Raw genomic sequence first — 16,424 nt, forward strand, 5'->3', positions numbered from 1 at the left:
TTGTGGACTTGTCTGTAAGGCTAGTGCCGTCCTGTGAAGCAGAAACTCTTAATTGCGAAGTTAAGAAGCCAACATCTGTACCGTTAGGTCAGTGTGGGAGATGTCACAAGATAATAACCATCAAATTAGAATTTCTATTAAAGATACAGGTATCGGTATTAATCAAGAGAATTTAGGTAAATTATTTCAGTCATTTTCCCAAGCCGATGCGTCTATTAATCGTCTATATGGTGGTACAGGTTTAGGGTTAGCTATTTGTAAAAATTTAGTAACTTTAATGGGAGGAAATATTTGGGTAGAAAGCAATGGAAATATAGGAGGAAATTCCCCCCCAAATTGGATTTCTTTAATAGATGAAGAGGAAGATAATCAAGGTTCAATTTTTCATTTTACTTTCCTGACTCAAGAGGTTTTAATGTGTGAATTAGCTTGTGAAATTTCTGACAATATATCCTCTCAAAAATTTAATAAAAAATCTTCCCTAAAAATTTTGGTAGCGGAAGACTATCCCCCGAATCAAAAAGTTATTCAATATTTGCTCGAAAGTATTGGTTATACTGCGGAGATTGTCGATAATGGTTTACAAGTATTAGAAAGATTAAAAACTCAATTTTATGACGTAATTTTAATGGATATGCAAATGCCCAAAATGGATGGCATAACCACCACTAAAATTATTCGTCAATCAGACAAAAAACAACCTTATATTATTGCTTTAACTGCTAATGTTTTAGAAGACGATCGAACCGAATATTTTGAAGCTGGTGTCAATAATTATATCAGTAAACCCATTTCGATCGAGCAATTAAAAAAAGCATTAGAAATTAGACATTAAGCAACTGAATTCACCTCCGTTCGAGATAAAATTGTTATACTCAGGCAAAGAATAAAAGATAAGTAGATAGGCAAAATTAATTGTATGTTTACTTTGTGAAAGGCAAAAGGCATCGGGGCATAGGCAACAAAGATTATGGGTTATTTCCATTAATTTTAAAATATACAATCTATTTTGCTTTAGTACTTAATGATGATGGAGATAAGGCAAAAGTAGTATTATTCCTATAGTCTTCTAGTTTCCTAGTCTTTCTGTCCACCTCTTATCTTCCTCATTTTATGGCTCACTCAGGTTATAATATATCTAATTTTGAAAAATATGGGCAATGTATCTCGGATTTCTCTAACTTTGAGAAAACACTTTAAGGTTCTTCTACTGTGAGTATGATAAATTATATCTTAAAAAAGGTGTCATATAGCTGGTCTTAGGTTAAATTAAAACTGTTAATTTATAAAAATTACATTTTAAAAATCATCAAAACTATAGCCATCAAAGTTTATCTTAATTATTTTTTATTAATTTATCATAATTACTGTATTAAGAGCCAACTTTAATTGTTAAACTCTACTTGATCTTTATATTTATTTTTTATGACTACTCCTGACTCTCCTAAATCTACTTTAACAAATAAAGACTGGTATGCCATTGCTTGTAAAATTAGAAAAAAAAATGAAGAATTAAAACAAGAAACAACTGAATTGCAAACTTTAATTGAAGAGCAAAAAAAACATATTAAAGTGCAAGTAATAAAGAATCAAGATTTTCAAAAAAAGATTAAGGAAGATGTAGTAAAAATACAACAATTAGAGACTGAAATTAATAATAGTCATATTCGTATTGAAGAACAAAATGAGCAGTATCAAAAACAAAAATTAGTGATCGAAAATTTGACAAAAGAATTGAAAAAAACGCAACAATTGACGGCTAATTTGGAAAGAGATTGTTCTTTACTTCAAGATAATTATAATGAAATTCAATATCAATTAAAACAAAAGGAAAAAGAAAATAAAGAATTGCAAGTTAGATTGCAAAGACAACAACGCTATAATGCTCAATATAAAACTGCTTTAGATCATTATCTAACTAATAATTGCGCACCTTCTCCAGAGGTTAATGGTTTGGGTATAACTTCGTGGTCTGATAATAATTCTTCTTCTTCTAATAGTACCATTAATGATAATCCTGAACAAGTAAATTTACCTTCTCAAACTTTCCCTTTATTTGAAAAAATCGATCGAGAAATTGAGCAAATCGATCGAAATTTAGAGGAGAATCAATCAGAACAAATACAGTCAAAACCAAAGGAAGATTTAAGTTTACCTCCCTTAACAAATAATATTTTTGCTAATCAAGAAATCGAAAATAATCAGGAGAAAAAAAGTAATAAAAAACCTCGCAATAAATCTTTTTTAAAGTTACCAAAATTTGGGAAATAAATCATTAAGATAATCATAAATAATCAAGGAATAAACTAGGAGAAATGTTAAAATATTTCCCTAATGCTTTCGCTTGTGACTTACTAATACTTCTTTGCCGTTAACAACAGCTAATAGTTGCTCATACTCAACTTCAGTTTCAATAACCTTAGGTAAAGTTTCTGCTAAAAGACTGCCGTAAATTTCTTTATTAATAATTGGGATCATTTTTCCATTTATTTTTATCATATTGACTATGAGGCAACCTCTATTTAATAAAAGACTGCACTAACTCAACATTTTCTTTACTACCCAAAATTACAGGGGTTCGATGATGGATTCGATCGGGTACAATGTCTAATATTCTAGTTAATCCATCATAAGCCTTTCCTCCTGCTTGTTCGATAATAAAGGCTAAAGGTGCAGTTTCATATAATAATCTTAATTTGCCTTCGGGCTTGTCGGTTGTGCCGGGGTACAAGAAAACTCCTCCTTGCATTAAAATACGGTGAATATCTCCTACTAATGCACCACTATAACGCCCTGTATAACCATCATGACGATGAACATAACGGATATAATTACGGATAGAGTCATCCCATTGCCAGAAATTTCCTTCATTGACGCTATATACTGAACCGTGATCAGGAATTTGGATGTTTTCCTGTGCTAAGATAAACTCACCTAAACTGGGGTCTAAAAAGAAAGAGTGAACACCAGTACCCATAGTATAGACTAAAACTGTGGCAGGTCCATATAAGATATACCCTGCGGCTATTTGTTTTGAGCCATCTTGTAATAAATCTTTGGCTTCTCCGTCTAAGTCTTCTCCTTCCTGTTGACGAATGGCAAAAATTGAGCCTACATTTAAGTCTATATCCACATTAGATGAACCATCAATGGGATCATAAAGTAGAGTATAGCGTCCAATGGGGCAATTTTCAGGAATATAATAAGGCTTATCCATTTCTTCGGAGGCGAGACGACACACTAAACCACTTTGTTTAAATACAGAAATAAACACTTCATTAGCGTAAACATCCATCTTTTTGACGGATTCCCCTTGAATGTTACTATCTCCTGTAAACCCTAATACTCCCTCCATTAAACCTGCACGACTGAGACGACGGGCGATTAATTTACCTGCTAAGGCGATTCTATTCATAATCGCACTCAAATCTTGCGCATCGGCGGAAAAACTGTTCAGTTGTTGCAAAACATGACGAGACAAAGTGGTACAATCTCGATCGAGACTATATTCTGGAATGATTAACTCTGATGAATCCATAGATTTTTACCGATAGTTTTTTGTCTATCCCTCTCTCAATACTGTCATTACTATAACAAAACTAAATGATGATTAATAGACATCTTCAGAAAAACAGGCAAGATGCCTGTTCTACGGTGGTAAAATAATAATTCTTAATTCTTAATTCTTAATTCTTAATTCTTAATTCTTAATTCTTAATTCTTCAGGGTTTCCTCTAACTCTAAGACTTGTTGCACTTGTTTTAATTCCTCTTGTTTAAATATCTTACCTAACCAATGGACAAAATTATCCACATAGGTAAAGGTGACAGGCACAACAATTAAGGTTAGTAGGGTTGATGTAGTAAAACCACCTATGACTGCGATCGCCATAGGGCTTCTGACTTCGCCGTCTGCACCCCAAGCAAAGGCAATGGGTAACATAGCCGCCATAGTCGAAATAGAAGTCATGACAATGGGACGTAATCGAGAGACTCCTGCATATACTACCGCATGAAATTGTGTTCTTCCTTCTTTCATTCCAGCGATGGCAAAGTCAACTAAGAGAATGGCGTTTTTGGTGACTAACCCCAATAATAAAACGATACCGATGAGGGCGAATAAGCCTAATTCTTTTTGGGTGATTAACAAGCCTAATAACGCCCCCCCGATAGATAAGGGTAACGCCATGAGAATGGCAAGGGGATAAAGAAAGTTACCATAGAGTAAAACTAAGATACCATAAATACAACCAATGGCAAGGGCAACAGCACCTAGGAAGCGACTGAAAATATCCCTCATAATTTCTGCATCTCCAGCAGGTTCTTGAGATACTTCACTTGGTAAGGGATTCATCACGGGAAGGGCATTGACGGCACTAAGGGCATCTCCTAGGGAAATTCCTTGTAAGTTTGCGCCTAACTCCACTTTTCTTTGACGGTTATAACGTTGTATCTCGGCGGGTCCACTGGCGAGGCGAATATCTGCTACACTGGCTAGGGTGACTAATGTACCGTTATTACTCGGCACTCTCAAATTCTTTAGGGTTTCGATGTTGCCACGATATAAGGGGTTAATCTGGACTCGGATAGGAATTTGTCGATCGACGAGGTTAAATTTAGCTAAGTTAGAGTCATTATCCCCTATGGTAGCAAGGGAAGCGGTACGCGCGATCGAGTTGACGGAAACTCCTAAATCGGCGGCTTTTTCAAGGTTAGGTTGTATGATGATTTCAGGTTTGACTAAACTAGCACTAGAAGATACCTCCACTAATCCAGAAATACCTCTCATTTCGGTTTCTAATGCTTGAGCGGTTTGTGTTAAAACCTCTCCATTATCGCTTTTTAAGACGATGGTTAAGTCTTTACTGCTTCCCCCTGCGCCCTGTGAGCGAAATGTTACCCTTGCCCCTGCTATGGTGCTAAAATATTGTCGCATTTGGTTTTGAAACTCTTGTTGCGTGATGTCTCGCTCATCTTTTGGCACAAGATTGACATACATAGTGCCTCCGTTAATTTTACTTCCCCCGACTTCCGCTAAAACACTCTTGACGGCTGGATTGGATTTTACTTTATCAGTAACTTGTAAAGCGATCGAACGGGTATCTGCTAAAGTGGAGGAAGGTGGTAATTCGAGCGAAATAGTACTTAAACCCGTGTCACCTTCACTAAATAAACCTTTAGGAATATAAGGCACAAGTTGCAGACTACCGAGAAAGAAAGCAATAGCAATGATAATGGTAGTAACTTTATTGCGTAATGCCCAACTTAAAACCGTGCGATAGGGATGATTTTTTTGTCGATGATTAGATGAATCATTGATTTTGTTAAGGGGTTTCGGTTTAAGAATATAGGCGCTTAACATGGGAGTCATGGTAGTTGCTACGAGGGTAGAAAACATAGTTGCCACTGCTACCGTCACCCCAAAGGGTTGGAAAAACTGCCCCGGCACACCTCCCATAAAGGCAACGGGTAAGAAAACCGCCACAATCGTTGCAGTGGTTGCTACTACCGCTAAACCAATCTCCCTCGCCGCATCCATTGCCGCCTGATAGGGTTTTTTGCCCATGCTCAAATGTTGATCAATGTTTTCAATCATACAGATAGCATCATCGACTAAATTTCCCATAGCTAAAGCCAAAGCTAATAAACTCATACCGTTAAGGGTATAATCAAGCGCCCTCATCACCATAAAAGTCGGGATGATAGAAAGAGGTAAGGCTAAACCAGTAATCAGAGTGGCGCGCCAATCCCTTAAAAAGATACCGACACTAATAACTGTAAGTATAGAGCCAATTATCAGAGAATCGATCGTACCTTGATAGGAGTCTCGAATGGCAGTGGCACGGGTAAAAATCAAGTCAATGTTAATATCTGAGGGGAGATTCTTTCTAATTTCCACTAACTTTTTCTCTACATTATCGGCAACGGTGACAAGGGTTGTACCTGTACCCCTTAAAATAGAAAAACCCACTACAGGTTCACCATTATAATAAGCTAATTGAGTGGCTTCAGCAAAATCATCTTTAACTGTGCCTAACTGATTTAAGGGAATAGTATCCCCATTGTCTAAAATTACTCGATAATTTGCTAACTGTCTGACAGTTAAGGCACTGCCAAGGGTACGAATGTTCTGTTCTTGTCCTCCAATTTCCGCTTTTCCTCCTGACAGGTTAAGATTGAGGTTGCGAATTTGCTCATTAACCTGAGTAGCTGTAATATTATAGGCTTGTAACCTTTTTGGGTCTAAATCCACTCTTACTTCTCTGTCTAAACCACCGATGCGGTTAATTTGGGCAACTCCTGAAACGTTGGCTAAATCCCTAGCGATGCGTCTATCTACTATATCTGTTAATTCTTCGATCGATCGTTGTGGAGAAGATACCACATAAGTCATTATAGCACCCCCAGCGAACTCCAATTTCTGGACGATGGGCTCATTAATATCCTGTGGCAAATCCTGCCTTATTTGGGCGATGGCATTTCTCACATCATTGGTGGCTTGATTTGCGTCTGCTTCCAATTCAAACTCTATCACTGTGACGCTACTACCATCGGTAACAGTAGAGATAATATTATCCACTAAATTAATGGGCGCTACGGCATCCTCTACTAACTTTGTCACCTGAGATTCTAATTCTTCTGGTCCTGCACCGCGCTGAATTATGGTAACTTGAACTAAGGGTATATCTATGTTTGGTTGATCATTTATGCCTAACTGAAAAAAGGAGAATAGCCCAAAAATTGTTAAGCATAAAAATAATACCAGTACAGATACAGGATTTTTTACTGACCATGTGGATACATGAAAAGACATAATGTTAGTAGAGTTCGATCGATCATTAAGTTTTGTTACGATCGATTATAACGAAGATCGATCGAATCTGTAGGGAATGAAGAATGAAGAATGAAGAATTAAGAATTAAGAATTAAAAACTATACACTATACACTATACACTATACACTATACACTATTTAATGGTTTCAAGAAAGTTAGTTACAGCATCATATTGATCATAATAAGTGACATATTTGATTAAATTATTTATGTCTAAATCAGGCAGTAAAAGACTTTTTTCAGACAAGATATAACTTTCTTGTAAAGAATAGATTTTTAATAAACCATCTTCCCAAAACCACACTTCAGGAACTCCAATTCTTCGATATAATTCTAAGGTATTAATACCCCCACTAGAAACAACAATTTCAATGACTAAATCAGGTATATCTTTTTTACTATGGATATTATAAGACTCATCTGGTTCTTTTTTTCCGCCTATATTATGACTTCCTATAGTGGCACTTCCTTTACCATAAAATCTAATACCTTTTTTTCTCATATAGGCTTCTAATAAGGTACTAATAATAAATTTTGCTTCTTCGTGTTCTAAACTAAGATTCATAATTTGTAAATATCCATCAAGATAAGAAAATCTGACTCCTTTTAAGTCTTGAAAACTTGCTTCTATGGTTTCTAATTGTGTCCAAGTAATCTCTGGAATAACTAATAAGTTATTTGATTCAACTGGTTTAGTTAGGGTAATATTCATAATTTTAAATTAAATCATTTTTAAGCAGATATTTTTACTTAAATAGGGTTTCCTGAATAAATCAGAAGACTAGGAAAGTCAAGATATTCAACGCATTAAATCAACTAAAAAGTTCGCACTTTTCCCAATTTTTAGTCAAAAACTAGACATTAAATGCAAGGTTACAAGCGTAATGTTAACAGATGATAATATTAAAATATTGCCTATTCTCTACCGCATCAAAATACTTTTTCAGCAGACTCTATTTAATAGTTTCAAGAAAGTTAGTTACAGCATCATATTGATCATAATAGGTGGCATATTTGATTAAATTATTTATGTCTAAATCAGGCAGTAAAAGACTTTTTTCAGACAAGATATAACTTTCTTGTAAAGAATAGATTTTTAATAAACCATCTTCCCAAAACCACACTTCAGGAACTCCAATTCTTCGATATAATTCTAGGGTATTAATACCCCCACTAGAAACAACTATTTCTATGACTAAATCAGGTATATCTTTTTTACTATGGATATTATAAGACTCATCTGGTTCTTTTTTTCCGCCTATATTATGACTTCCTATAGTGGCACTTCCTTTCATATAAAATCTAATGCCTTTTTTTCTCATATAGGCTTCTAATAAAGTACCAATAATTCTTTTTGTTTCTTCGTGTTCTAAACTAAGATTCATAATTTGTAAATATCCATCAAGATAAGAAAATCTGACTCCTTTTAAGTCTTGAAAACTTGCTTCTATGGTTTCTAATTGCGTCCAAGTAATCTCTGGAATAACTAATAAATTATTTGATTTAAGGGGTTTATTTAAGGTAAGAGTCATAATTTAATCCTAAAATATGTTAGTTTTTAATTAATAATTAAAGTTCGTTTTTCTTCATGGGATTGATGACTTAAATCCATTAATAATTGTGAATAAAATCCTTCTTTTAAGGAGGGTGCATTGTTAATATTGTAATCAATATTTTCCACCAGTCGATCGACGACTCTGATAAAAGGTGCTAATCTGCCGTCAGTATAGACTTGAGGAAAAGCCAATCTTTTGGGAATTTCTACCTCCGTTAAAGGCTTATCACCGTTAGAAGCAAATAGTTTGAAACCGTGTACATAGTCTTTTAAATTACTACTACCTAATACTAGAGTACCCTTTTCTCCATAGATTTCTACCCAATGCCCTCGCCCTTGATAAGTGACAGAACTTAAGTTAATTTGTACTGGTGTACCATCTTTTAATCGCAAGGTAATCAAACAAGTGTCATCGGCGGTGACAGGCTTCAATTCCTTATTAGATAAGGGATCGGGGCGTTGCTCGATCGAACAACTTAAGTGAGCGCTGATAGTAGCTACCTCCCCGAATAACCAGTTAATATAGTCGAAAACATGGGAGCCGATCGCACCTAAGACACCGCCGCCTTTTTCCTTGACAGAATACCAATTCCATGCTCGTTGAGGATTTGCCCTCGAAGCTACTAACCAATCGATTTTAATTAAACGAGTTTTACCGACAAAATCTTGCTCTAAATATTCCTTTAATAATTGCCAAGCTGGAATAAATCTAAATTCAAAATCAGCTACCGCAATTTTACCTTTTTCTTGAGCTAAATTCCATAATTTTTTAGTCTCATTACTATTAAGATTAAGGGGTTTTTCTAGTAAAATATGTTTATCATTTTCTAGGGCAATTTTTGCCATTTCATAGTGTAAAAAAGGCGGTGTAGAAATACTCACTACGTCCACATTAGGAGATGAACAAATATTCTCATAGTTGTCCATAGCATAAGGTATATTATACTCTTGAGCGATCGATCGAGCCTTGTTTAAATCCCGATGATATATAGCAGTAACTTCGGTACGAGGGTGAATTTGAAAGGCAGGTAAATGAATTTGTTTGCCAAAACCAGTACCTACGATCGCAACTTTAATTTTATTTTCCATAGTTTTTTATAATAAATTTTGGTTAAAAATTTGACTTTTTTATAGAGTTTATAATAAATTAAAAAAAATAATAGATCGAAACTTTAGTATATATAGCAATTCTCGTTTTGGTGAGGTACAAAAATTGTCGTTGAAAGGCAAGAGGCAAGAGGCAAGAGGCAAGAGGCAAGAGGCAATAAAAAATGTACCTCATAATTTTAAAAACGGCTATATAATTTTTGTCTAAAAATACAGGCAAGATGCCTGTTTTACCATAGGATAATTTTTCTAAAAAAACCATCCGTAGGAATGTAAACCTTTACCTAATAAATTCACTCCTAAATAACAAACCCACACCACCACAAAACCACTAGCGGCTAAAATAGCTGGTTTTTTTCCTTGCCAACCTTTAGTAATTCTTGCGTGTAAATAGGCGGCAAACACTAACCATGTAATTAATGCCCATGTTTCTTTAGGGTCCCAACTCCAGTAGCTTCCCCATGCTTCATTAGCCCATACCCCTCCTGATATAATACCGATCGTAAGTAAAGGAAAACCTAAGCCAATGATACGATAACTAATATTGTCGAGGGTATCCACTAAACTCAATCTTTCGGGAGATAAAGAGATAACTTCTGTAATAGGTTGAGTTAAAACGGCGGTGTTGCCCGAAGAATTATCCACATTAACTGATTCACTATTATAGTTAAGGGTTAATTTTTTAACATTGCGGTAAGCACCTGTACCAACGGAACTACCTCTTAATTGAATTTCCTTGCCTTGAGTTAAAATTAAGAATGCGATCGCAATCAAAGAACCTACCATCAAAGCCGAATAGCTAAACATCATGACGCTAACGTGCATCATTAACCAATTAGACTTCAAAGCAGGTACAAGGGGTTCACTATGTTGCATTTCGGAGGGTAAAGATAACGCTGCAAAAGCAGTAATTCCCATAGCCACAGGAGAGGTAACTACTCCCACAAGGCGACTACTACTCATATTTTCAGCGATTAGATGTACCGCCGTTATACCCCAAGTTAAGAAAAATAAAGACTCATAAAGGTTACTTAAGGGAAAATATCCCCCCTCAATCCAACGAGCGATTAATAGGGTTGCAATGGCAAAATTAGCGATAATCATTCCTGTTGTGCCAATTTTGGGTAAAATGCTGAGGTTAGGAAAAGCCACCCCCACCCAGTAACATAACATAGTCAAAAAGAGGACTGCAAAGGAAATATTATCTAAAGTATTTTGTAAATTAACTAAATCCATAGGTTTTTGATCACTGATAATTGCTCATTCTTTCCAATATACAATTAATGAACCATCAAAAAGTATCTTCTTTTCCATTCCTCACAGATATAATCACCTCAACATAGATGACAATAACCTCCCTTGATGTTTACCATCATCATGTTCTAAATATGTTGCTCGATCGGCATTAGGAATTAACATTGATTTTCAATTAAAAAAGTTATAATCACAATTATATATTTGAGCAAAAAATGATGAATACAACAATTACTATTAATTTCACACCCGAAGGAAAATTAGAACTTCCACCCGAAATTTCTCAGATTTTTTCTGAGGGTGAGCAATATTCTGTACAGATAAATTCTGATACAATTTCCTTTGAAAAAGTCCCTAAATTAACATGGAATGAATTAAAGAAAAAAAGAGCAGAAATGACGGAAGAAATTGAAGAAATGACTACAGAGGAAATTTGTGAAATTGTCAGAGAAGTTCGTCGGGAGATGAAAAAATGAAAGTAGTTTTAGATACTAATATTTGGGTATCTGCTATTATTTGGGGTGGTATTCCTGAGAAAATTATTGATTTGCAACAAAATCAATTAATAACTATTGCTATGTCTGAAGAATTGTTAAGGGAATTAGAAAATACCTTAAATATCATTATTTATTAAAAATTATTATCAATACAATTAAAAATACTAAAAGTATAATTTAAGAAATTTTCAGCTCGATGAATTTGTAATTGTGCTTCTTCTTTGTCTAATGAATTATAGTCACCATAATCTCCTAAATTTCTCATATTTTGTGCTTCTCTAAGACATTTATGATATTCTTGAGGAACTTTTTTAGTTTTAATAAATTCTCGTCCAAATGCTGAAATTACAGCAGAATGTTTAGAAAAATAAAGTTCTTCTCCTGCTAAAAAAGCCGATGCAAGATAAAACATCGTATAATAAGCTCTAGCAACGGCAAAATCATAAAATCCACCGTTAAATAAATGCTTTGATGCTTCTAAACTTTGTTTTGCTTTCATAAGAAATTGTTTTTGAGCTTCACTTATATTCACAATAAAATCCCTTCTTTATCGATAGTTTTTAGTAAAGGATTTTGTTTCGTTTTAAAGTGTTCTTGAGATGTATAAAAACAGTTAATTTCTTTATTGTTTTCCAATGATAATTCAGTTAATTTATCTATATTTCTTTTAATTTCAATAATAGGATTAACAGGACGATTTAAGATAACTAAAATATCAATATCTGAATCTTGATTAGCTTCTCCTCTAGCTTGAGAACCAAATAAAATTAAATTTACTAATTCTTGTTGATAACAGTTTTTAAGTTCTTCTTTTACTTTAGTAATTATCGGTTTTATATCTTCCATAATTGTCTTAAAATTACAATCAGTTAAATCATAAACATTGACTATAATTATTATAGGTTAGTTCGTAAAAATTTAACATGGTTAAACCTATCTACATCTTTAATTTTAATCTTCTTCTTAGGTTTCGATCGAACTTTCAACACATTTTATTTAATGTCTATAGTTTCCATTTCCTTAATTATTTTCATGGTTTTTACACTCATCTTTCTCATTATATTTAGGAGAATCAACGTTACACCGAAACAGGAATTTTATCCAAATTTGTTGGTTCAAAATAGAGTAGCATAATTTGATCAGGACGTAAACCAAGAGATTGATAAGTGCGTCCATTTCGATCGCTAAATTCCACTTCAAAAGCCTTACCATTAGCTAAAATTTCTACTACTGTACCCACCTGCCCACGCCAAAGATTATCTTGGGGAATATCAACCGTAAGGGCAACCACATCAAGTAATTTAATCGTGTTCATTCTTTTTTTCTCCAAAGTTTACAAAGGATAACAAGTTGTTAATCTAGGAATATTATCATTATGTTCAATAATCCAGCCACTACGCACGATTGCTCGTTTATTTTGCCATTCTAGTTCAAAGTCTATAATATATCTTTGACCATATTGATCCTTTCTACCCAGTTGACAGGAATGTTTTTTCACCACTTCAAGCAAAATTAGGCGTAACTTTTCAGCATCATTAGCATTTATACCTAACATAGATGAAAATAACCTCGCTTTATGTTTACCATCATCATGTTCTGAATTAAGACAGTAATTTCTTAGTTTCCGAATATATTGCCTGATTAGCATTAGAAATAAACATTGATTTTCAATTAAGAAAAGTTATAATCATAATTATACAAAAAAAGCCATACTTAATTATTTTAACCACATCTTAAACACATTATCTTTAATTATCCATACTTTCCATTTCATTAATTATTTTCATAGTTTCTACACTAACAGTTGTCACCCTCATTAATAAATCAATTACTTGCTCTTTATAATCAGTAAAACGATAATTATTGAACTTTTCTGCTATAGTTTTATCCTTCGGTTTTTTCTCCTTATATTGATCTAAAATCCACTCTAAAGCCGATCGATTTCCTAACTTATATTCCCATGTTATAGGCGGAATTTCTGTTAAAGTCGTCACTTCATCAATGATAATTTGATGTTTAATTTTATCCGCTTTTAATTTTGCTTTAGGTAAAGATGAAGATTCAGGAGGCAAGGGGTTTACACTCCTTGTTACAGGTGTATCAATTCTCTTTAAATTATAAAGCTCTATTTCCTCATAATTAAGATGTAAATTCATCAACTTTTTACCCCAATTTACCCATTGATAAAAACTATCATAAAAAGGTATTCTGGGAAACTCTCTCTTTAAATTTAACTCATATTTCGATCGATATTTAGGGTTATGTAAAACAGCATAAACATAATAAAAAATATCCTCTTTAGTTATCAGAATTTTATCTCTTGAATTTTCCTTGATAAGAGAGGCTTCTTTGTCTTGATTTTGAAGAATTTGATCCCCTAAACTTTCCTTGATAAGAGAGGCTTTTTTGTCTTGATTCTGAGGAATTTGATCCCCCCAACCCCCCTTAATAAGGGAGGCTTTTTTTCCCTTATTTTCCGATTCCCCCCCTTTCAAAGGGGGGGCTAGGGGGGGATCAATCCTGCTATAATGTTCTCTGAATTTTTCCAACGCCCAATCAGTGATATTTTCCTCTCTTTTTCCCTCTTTATCATAAGTATATAATGGCAAACATTGAGTAGCTCTTGAACAAAAGTTTAAATCGCATATACTATTAATAGCTAAGAAAATAAAACCAGTTTGTAAGTTATTAGTAAAACAAATAATTTTATTCTCAATATCCTTTTGATTATAAATATTAAACCATTGATAAGTTCTTCCGTTCAAATGCTTATCAAAATATAAATATTGTTTAGTAAATGGACGATATAAACTTAATAAAATTTGTTCGTTATTAAATTCTTTTTCTATTTTTCTGGATAAATAATTACTTAATTCGGCATCCCATTTAATACTATTTTTATCTACAAAATTATCATCTTTTAAACTCTGTTGATAAATGTCAATTAAAAACCTTACTTTTTCCTCTAAATTATCCTTATTAAAATCATAAATCCATTCATCTCTTTGAGTTTTTAATCCTGATGAAAATAACTTAAAAATGGCTTCCTCTGATTTACCACTTTTCACCTCTTTATCAATTAAAGGTAACAAATCATCAAAATCATTATCACTTTGATTAATCCAATGATTATTTTTAGGGATAATATGACTAAAATTAATATCTTTTAATTTATTTTTGCCAATAAAATCTAACTTATCTTTCGCTGAATTTTCAAGAGATTTATAATAATAAATTTCACAATTGTTTGAGGTTATTTGGGTTGAATGATATTCAACCCCTACGTTATTTTTTCTCACTAAAAATGTAATGGCAACCCCTATCATAATATTAAACACATTTCCCGTTTTATCTCCCTGTCGAATATTACCTCCTAAATCTATAATATAAACATGACTAAATTCTTCACTTAAAACCTTTCTAAAACCATCAAAAGTTAAACCATCAATAAAAGAATTATTCGTAATAAAAGCAATGATTCCATTATCATTTAATCTATCACTTGCCCATCGAATAAACCGCACATACATATCATATAAAACGATTTGATTTTGGGCTTTGCCTTCTTTTATATAAGTCGATTTAATGCGTTTATCGATACTTTCATAACTGCGATTAGCATTGTTATCATTAAAATTTTCTTGCTTGGCATTATAAGGAGGATTACCGATAATTACCGAGATTTTTTTCTCATTTTGTCGTCTAATTCTGGCGGTATTTTCCAACGACATAGCAAACAAATCCATCTGCTTCCCTTCAAAGCTGGTATGATCTAAAGTATCCACAAAACAGATATTATTAAACTCTTGATATTCTCCTGTTTTTTGTAGATAAGAATACTCGATATTTAAGTTAGCAATATAGTAAGGTAAAATCGCCACTTCATTGCAGTGAATTTCATGTTGATATTTATACCTTAAAGCGTCACAATTTTGAGAATTGATGGGCAAATATTCGATTAATTCAGTGATAAAAGTACCTGTACCTGTAGCAGGATCGAGTATTTCGACATCTTTGTCAATGAGTAATTTATTAAAGTATTTATGAAGCAGAAAATCGGTACTTTCTATCATAAATCTAACTATCTCATTGGGAGTGTAAACTATACCCAATCTATCAGCAGATAAAGGATTATAAGCCTTATAAAAATTCTCATAAATTGCCTTTAAAAACTTCTGTTTTTCGTGGTGATTATTTATTTGACTTGCTTTACTTTTAATTGCCTTATAATAATGCTGAATACTGCTTAATAATTTCTTCCTTTCTCCTCCTTTCAAAAAACTATCAATTAGGTTAGTTAATTCCCTAGCGATATTATTATCTCGGTGAAATTGTGCCTCATCAAAAATCGTTAAAAAGATGTCTTCCGTTAAGATATGTTGTATCATCATTTCCCTAACATCTTCGGGGGTAATATTCGGATTAATGGAGTTTTGACAAAGACTTAAAAAAGTATCTCTTTTAGCGATAAATTGTTGATTATTATTAGAAGCTAAATCAATACTTTCTCTGAGGGTATTAATGAGAGTTGGTAAGTCATCTTTAAATTTAGTAATTGCCTGATAAAATTCTGCTACTTCGGGGCGTTGATAGTCGATAAATTCTTTTAAAATCTTGTCTAATGCGTCAATATTTTGCATAGAGACTCGCATTTTTTCTACACCACTTTGAATTAATATAGCGGTAATGGAATCTTCAAATAAAATATTATCGTTAGGATAACCTTTAGCAAATTTTTTCTCAATTTCTAAGTCTAAATCGTCATCTTCGTCTTTGCTTTCCCAGTAACCCCAATCTAGTTGTAAAGCGTCTTTGATTGTACCATCGGGAATAATTCTTTGATTTTTATAAGGTAATTCTGGTATTAATAAAAAGTTGCGAGTTTGACAGTAATTGTTGAGTAAATTTTGAAAGGCAACTCTAATGGTTGATTCGTTTTTTCTACCGCCGTAACGCTTAATTTTTTCGACTTCGTTATGATATTGAGAGATGAGTAGTTTAGACATGGAAAAATTTTTGACTTACTACCTACTGTATCACTTTTTGGGTTACGCTATTGCTAACCCAACCTACTTTTAACTATTTTTAACAATGTGTGAGTAGAAAACAATTCAGGTAATAAATGAGTCTGTTGACGAAACATTTTGTTACAAAAAATTGACAAAATCAAAGATTTG

At 33.3% G+C, this 16,424-nt stretch carries 16 protein-coding genes; 4 read left to right on the plus strand and 12 right to left on the minus strand.

What is annotated here, in order from left to right:
• Window positions 1-100: 100 nt before the first annotated feature.
• Window positions 101-835: a response regulator gene (locus ACN4EE_RS13895; protein ID WP_431707055.1), complete on the plus strand. Its 735-nt coding sequence runs from the start codon at window positions 101-103 to the stop codon at window positions 833-835.
• 590 nt (window positions 836-1,425) lie between these two features.
• The gene (locus tag ACN4EE_RS13900; RefSeq protein WP_431707056.1) at window positions 1,426-2,271 is read left to right on the plus strand and encodes a hypothetical protein; all 846 of its coding nucleotides are present in this window, start codon (window positions 1,426-1,428) and stop codon (window positions 2,269-2,271) included.
• A gap of 60 nt (window positions 2,272-2,331) precedes the next feature.
• Here the strand turns inward: ACN4EE_RS13900 and ACN4EE_RS13905 are convergent, their stop codons facing one another.
• From ACN4EE_RS13905 to ccsB, 7 genes are all read right to left on the minus strand, one after another.
• Complete coding sequence (locus ACN4EE_RS13905) at window positions 2,332-2,478, minus strand: hypothetical protein (RefSeq protein WP_431707057.1); 147 nt, start codon at window positions 2,476-2,478, stop codon at window positions 2,332-2,334.
• Between the two features lie 40 nt (window positions 2,479-2,518).
• A complete protein-coding gene (gene fbp / locus ACN4EE_RS13910; protein WP_431707058.1) occupies window positions 2,519-3,538 on the minus strand; it encodes a class 1 fructose-bisphosphatase in 1,020 nt (339 codons plus the stop codon).
• Between the two features lie 176 nt (window positions 3,539-3,714).
• Entirely contained in the window at window positions 3,715-6,813 is a 3,099-nt protein-coding gene (locus tag ACN4EE_RS13915) for an efflux RND transporter permease subunit (protein ID WP_431707059.1), read from the minus strand.
• A 154-nt stretch (window positions 6,814-6,967) separates the two neighbouring features.
• The gene (locus ACN4EE_RS13920; protein WP_431707060.1) at window positions 6,968-7,546 is read right to left on the minus strand and encodes a Uma2 family endonuclease; all 579 of its coding nucleotides are present in this window, start codon (window positions 7,544-7,546) and stop codon (window positions 6,968-6,970) included.
• Window positions 7,547-7,787: 241 nt separating this feature from the next.
• Entirely contained in the window at window positions 7,788-8,366 is a 579-nt protein-coding gene (locus tag ACN4EE_RS13925; RefSeq protein ID WP_431707061.1) for a Uma2 family endonuclease, read from the minus strand.
• A gap of 26 nt (window positions 8,367-8,392) precedes the next feature.
• Window positions 8,393-9,478, minus strand: coding sequence for a Gfo/Idh/MocA family protein (locus ACN4EE_RS13930; protein WP_431707062.1), 1,086 nt, complete (start codon window positions 9,476-9,478; stop codon window positions 8,393-8,395).
• A gap of 267 nt (window positions 9,479-9,745) precedes the next feature.
• Window positions 9,746-10,732, minus strand: a complete 987-nt coding sequence (ccsB, locus tag ACN4EE_RS13935) for a c-type cytochrome biogenesis protein CcsB (RefSeq protein WP_431707063.1) — start codon at window positions 10,730-10,732, stop codon at window positions 9,746-9,748.
• Between the two features lie 233 nt (window positions 10,733-10,965).
• On the opposite strand from ccsB, the gene ACN4EE_RS13940 reads away from it, so the two are divergent.
• On the plus strand, window positions 10,966-11,226 hold the full coding sequence (locus ACN4EE_RS13940) for a hypothetical protein (RefSeq protein WP_431707064.1): 261 nt from the start codon (window positions 10,966-10,968) through the stop codon (window positions 11,224-11,226).
• Entirely contained in the window at window positions 11,223-11,384 is a 162-nt protein-coding gene (locus ACN4EE_RS13945) for a putative toxin-antitoxin system toxin component, PIN family (RefSeq protein WP_431707065.1), read from the plus strand. Before ACN4EE_RS13940 ends, ACN4EE_RS13945 begins: the two co-directional genes overlap by 4 nt.
• Here the strand turns inward: ACN4EE_RS13945 and ACN4EE_RS13950 are convergent.
• From ACN4EE_RS13950 to ACN4EE_RS13970, 5 genes are all read right to left on the minus strand, one after another.
• A complete protein-coding gene (locus tag ACN4EE_RS13950) occupies window positions 11,381-11,746 on the minus strand; it encodes a HEPN domain-containing protein (RefSeq protein ID WP_431707066.1) in 366 nt (121 codons plus the stop codon). The two genes, ACN4EE_RS13945 and ACN4EE_RS13950, sit on opposite strands and share 4 nt — an antisense overlap.
• A gap of 29 nt (window positions 11,747-11,775) precedes the next feature.
• Window positions 11,776-12,093 carry a nucleotidyltransferase domain-containing protein gene (locus ACN4EE_RS13955; protein ID WP_431707067.1) on the minus strand — a complete coding sequence of 106 codons (318 nt, stop codon included), beginning with the start codon at window positions 12,091-12,093 and terminating at the stop codon, window positions 11,776-11,778.
• 232 nt (window positions 12,094-12,325) lie between these two features.
• A complete protein-coding gene (locus ACN4EE_RS13960) occupies window positions 12,326-12,562 on the minus strand; it encodes a DUF4926 domain-containing protein (protein WP_431707068.1) in 237 nt (78 codons plus the stop codon).
• Between the two features lie 18 nt (window positions 12,563-12,580).
• A complete protein-coding gene (locus ACN4EE_RS13965; protein ID WP_431707069.1) occupies window positions 12,581-12,895 on the minus strand; it encodes a DUF6883 domain-containing protein in 315 nt (104 codons plus the stop codon).
• A gap of 100 nt (window positions 12,896-12,995) precedes the next feature.
• A complete protein-coding gene (locus ACN4EE_RS13970) occupies window positions 12,996-16,253 on the minus strand; it encodes a type ISP restriction/modification enzyme (RefSeq protein ID WP_431707070.1) in 3,258 nt (1,085 codons plus the stop codon).
• Window positions 16,254-16,424: the final 171 nt, after the last annotated feature.

This window comes from Geminocystis sp. CENA526, from assembly GCF_050753365.1.
GTDB lineage: Bacteria > Cyanobacteriota > Cyanobacteriia > Cyanobacteriales > Cyanobacteriaceae > Geminocystis.

What these genes read in the sequence shown, in the direction of transcription:
- ACN4EE_RS13895 (WP_431707055.1), top strand. Translation starts at nt 101, where the DNA reads ATGTCACAAGATAATAACCATCAAATTAGAATTTCTATTAAAGATACA.
- ACN4EE_RS13900 (WP_431707056.1), top strand. Translation starts at nt 1,426, where the DNA reads ATGACTACTCCTGACTCTCCTAAATCTACTTTAACAAATAAAGACTGG.
- ACN4EE_RS13905 (WP_431707057.1), bottom strand. Translation starts at nt 2,478, where the DNA reads ATGATCCCAATTATTAATAAAGAAATTTACGGCAGTCTTTTAGCAGAA.
- fbp (WP_431707058.1), bottom strand. Translation starts at nt 3,538, where the DNA reads ATGGATTCATCAGAGTTAATCATTCCAGAATATAGTCTCGATCGAGAT.
- ACN4EE_RS13915 (WP_431707059.1), bottom strand. Translation starts at nt 6,813, where the DNA reads ATGTCTTTTCATGTATCCACATGGTCAGTAAAAAATCCTGTATCTGTA.
- ACN4EE_RS13920 (WP_431707060.1), bottom strand. Translation starts at nt 7,546, where the DNA reads ATGAATATTACCCTAACTAAACCAGTTGAATCAAATAACTTATTAGTT.
- ACN4EE_RS13925 (WP_431707061.1), bottom strand. Translation starts at nt 8,366, where the DNA reads ATGACTCTTACCTTAAATAAACCCCTTAAATCAAATAATTTATTAGTT.
- ACN4EE_RS13930 (WP_431707062.1), bottom strand. Translation starts at nt 9,478, where the DNA reads ATGGAAAATAAAATTAAAGTTGCGATCGTAGGTACTGGTTTTGGCAAA.
- ccsB (WP_431707063.1), bottom strand. Translation starts at nt 10,732, where the DNA reads ATGGATTTAGTTAATTTACAAAATACTTTAGATAATATTTCCTTTGCA.
- ACN4EE_RS13940 (WP_431707064.1), top strand. Translation starts at nt 10,966, where the DNA reads ATGATGAATACAACAATTACTATTAATTTCACACCCGAAGGAAAATTA.
- ACN4EE_RS13945 (WP_431707065.1), top strand. Translation starts at nt 11,223, where the DNA reads ATGAAAGTAGTTTTAGATACTAATATTTGGGTATCTGCTATTATTTGG.
- ACN4EE_RS13950 (WP_431707066.1), bottom strand. Translation starts at nt 11,746, where the DNA reads ATGAAAGCAAAACAAAGTTTAGAAGCATCAAAGCATTTATTTAACGGT.
- ACN4EE_RS13955 (WP_431707067.1), bottom strand. Translation starts at nt 12,093, where the DNA reads ATGGAAGATATAAAACCGATAATTACTAAAGTAAAAGAAGAACTTAAA.
- ACN4EE_RS13960 (WP_431707068.1), bottom strand. Translation starts at nt 12,562, where the DNA reads ATGAACACGATTAAATTACTTGATGTGGTTGCCCTTACGGTTGATATT.
- ACN4EE_RS13965 (WP_431707069.1), bottom strand. Translation starts at nt 12,895, where the DNA reads ATGCTAATCAGGCAATATATTCGGAAACTAAGAAATTACTGTCTTAAT.
- ACN4EE_RS13970 (WP_431707070.1), bottom strand. Translation starts at nt 16,253, where the DNA reads ATGTCTAAACTACTCATCTCTCAATATCATAACGAAGTCGAAAAAATT.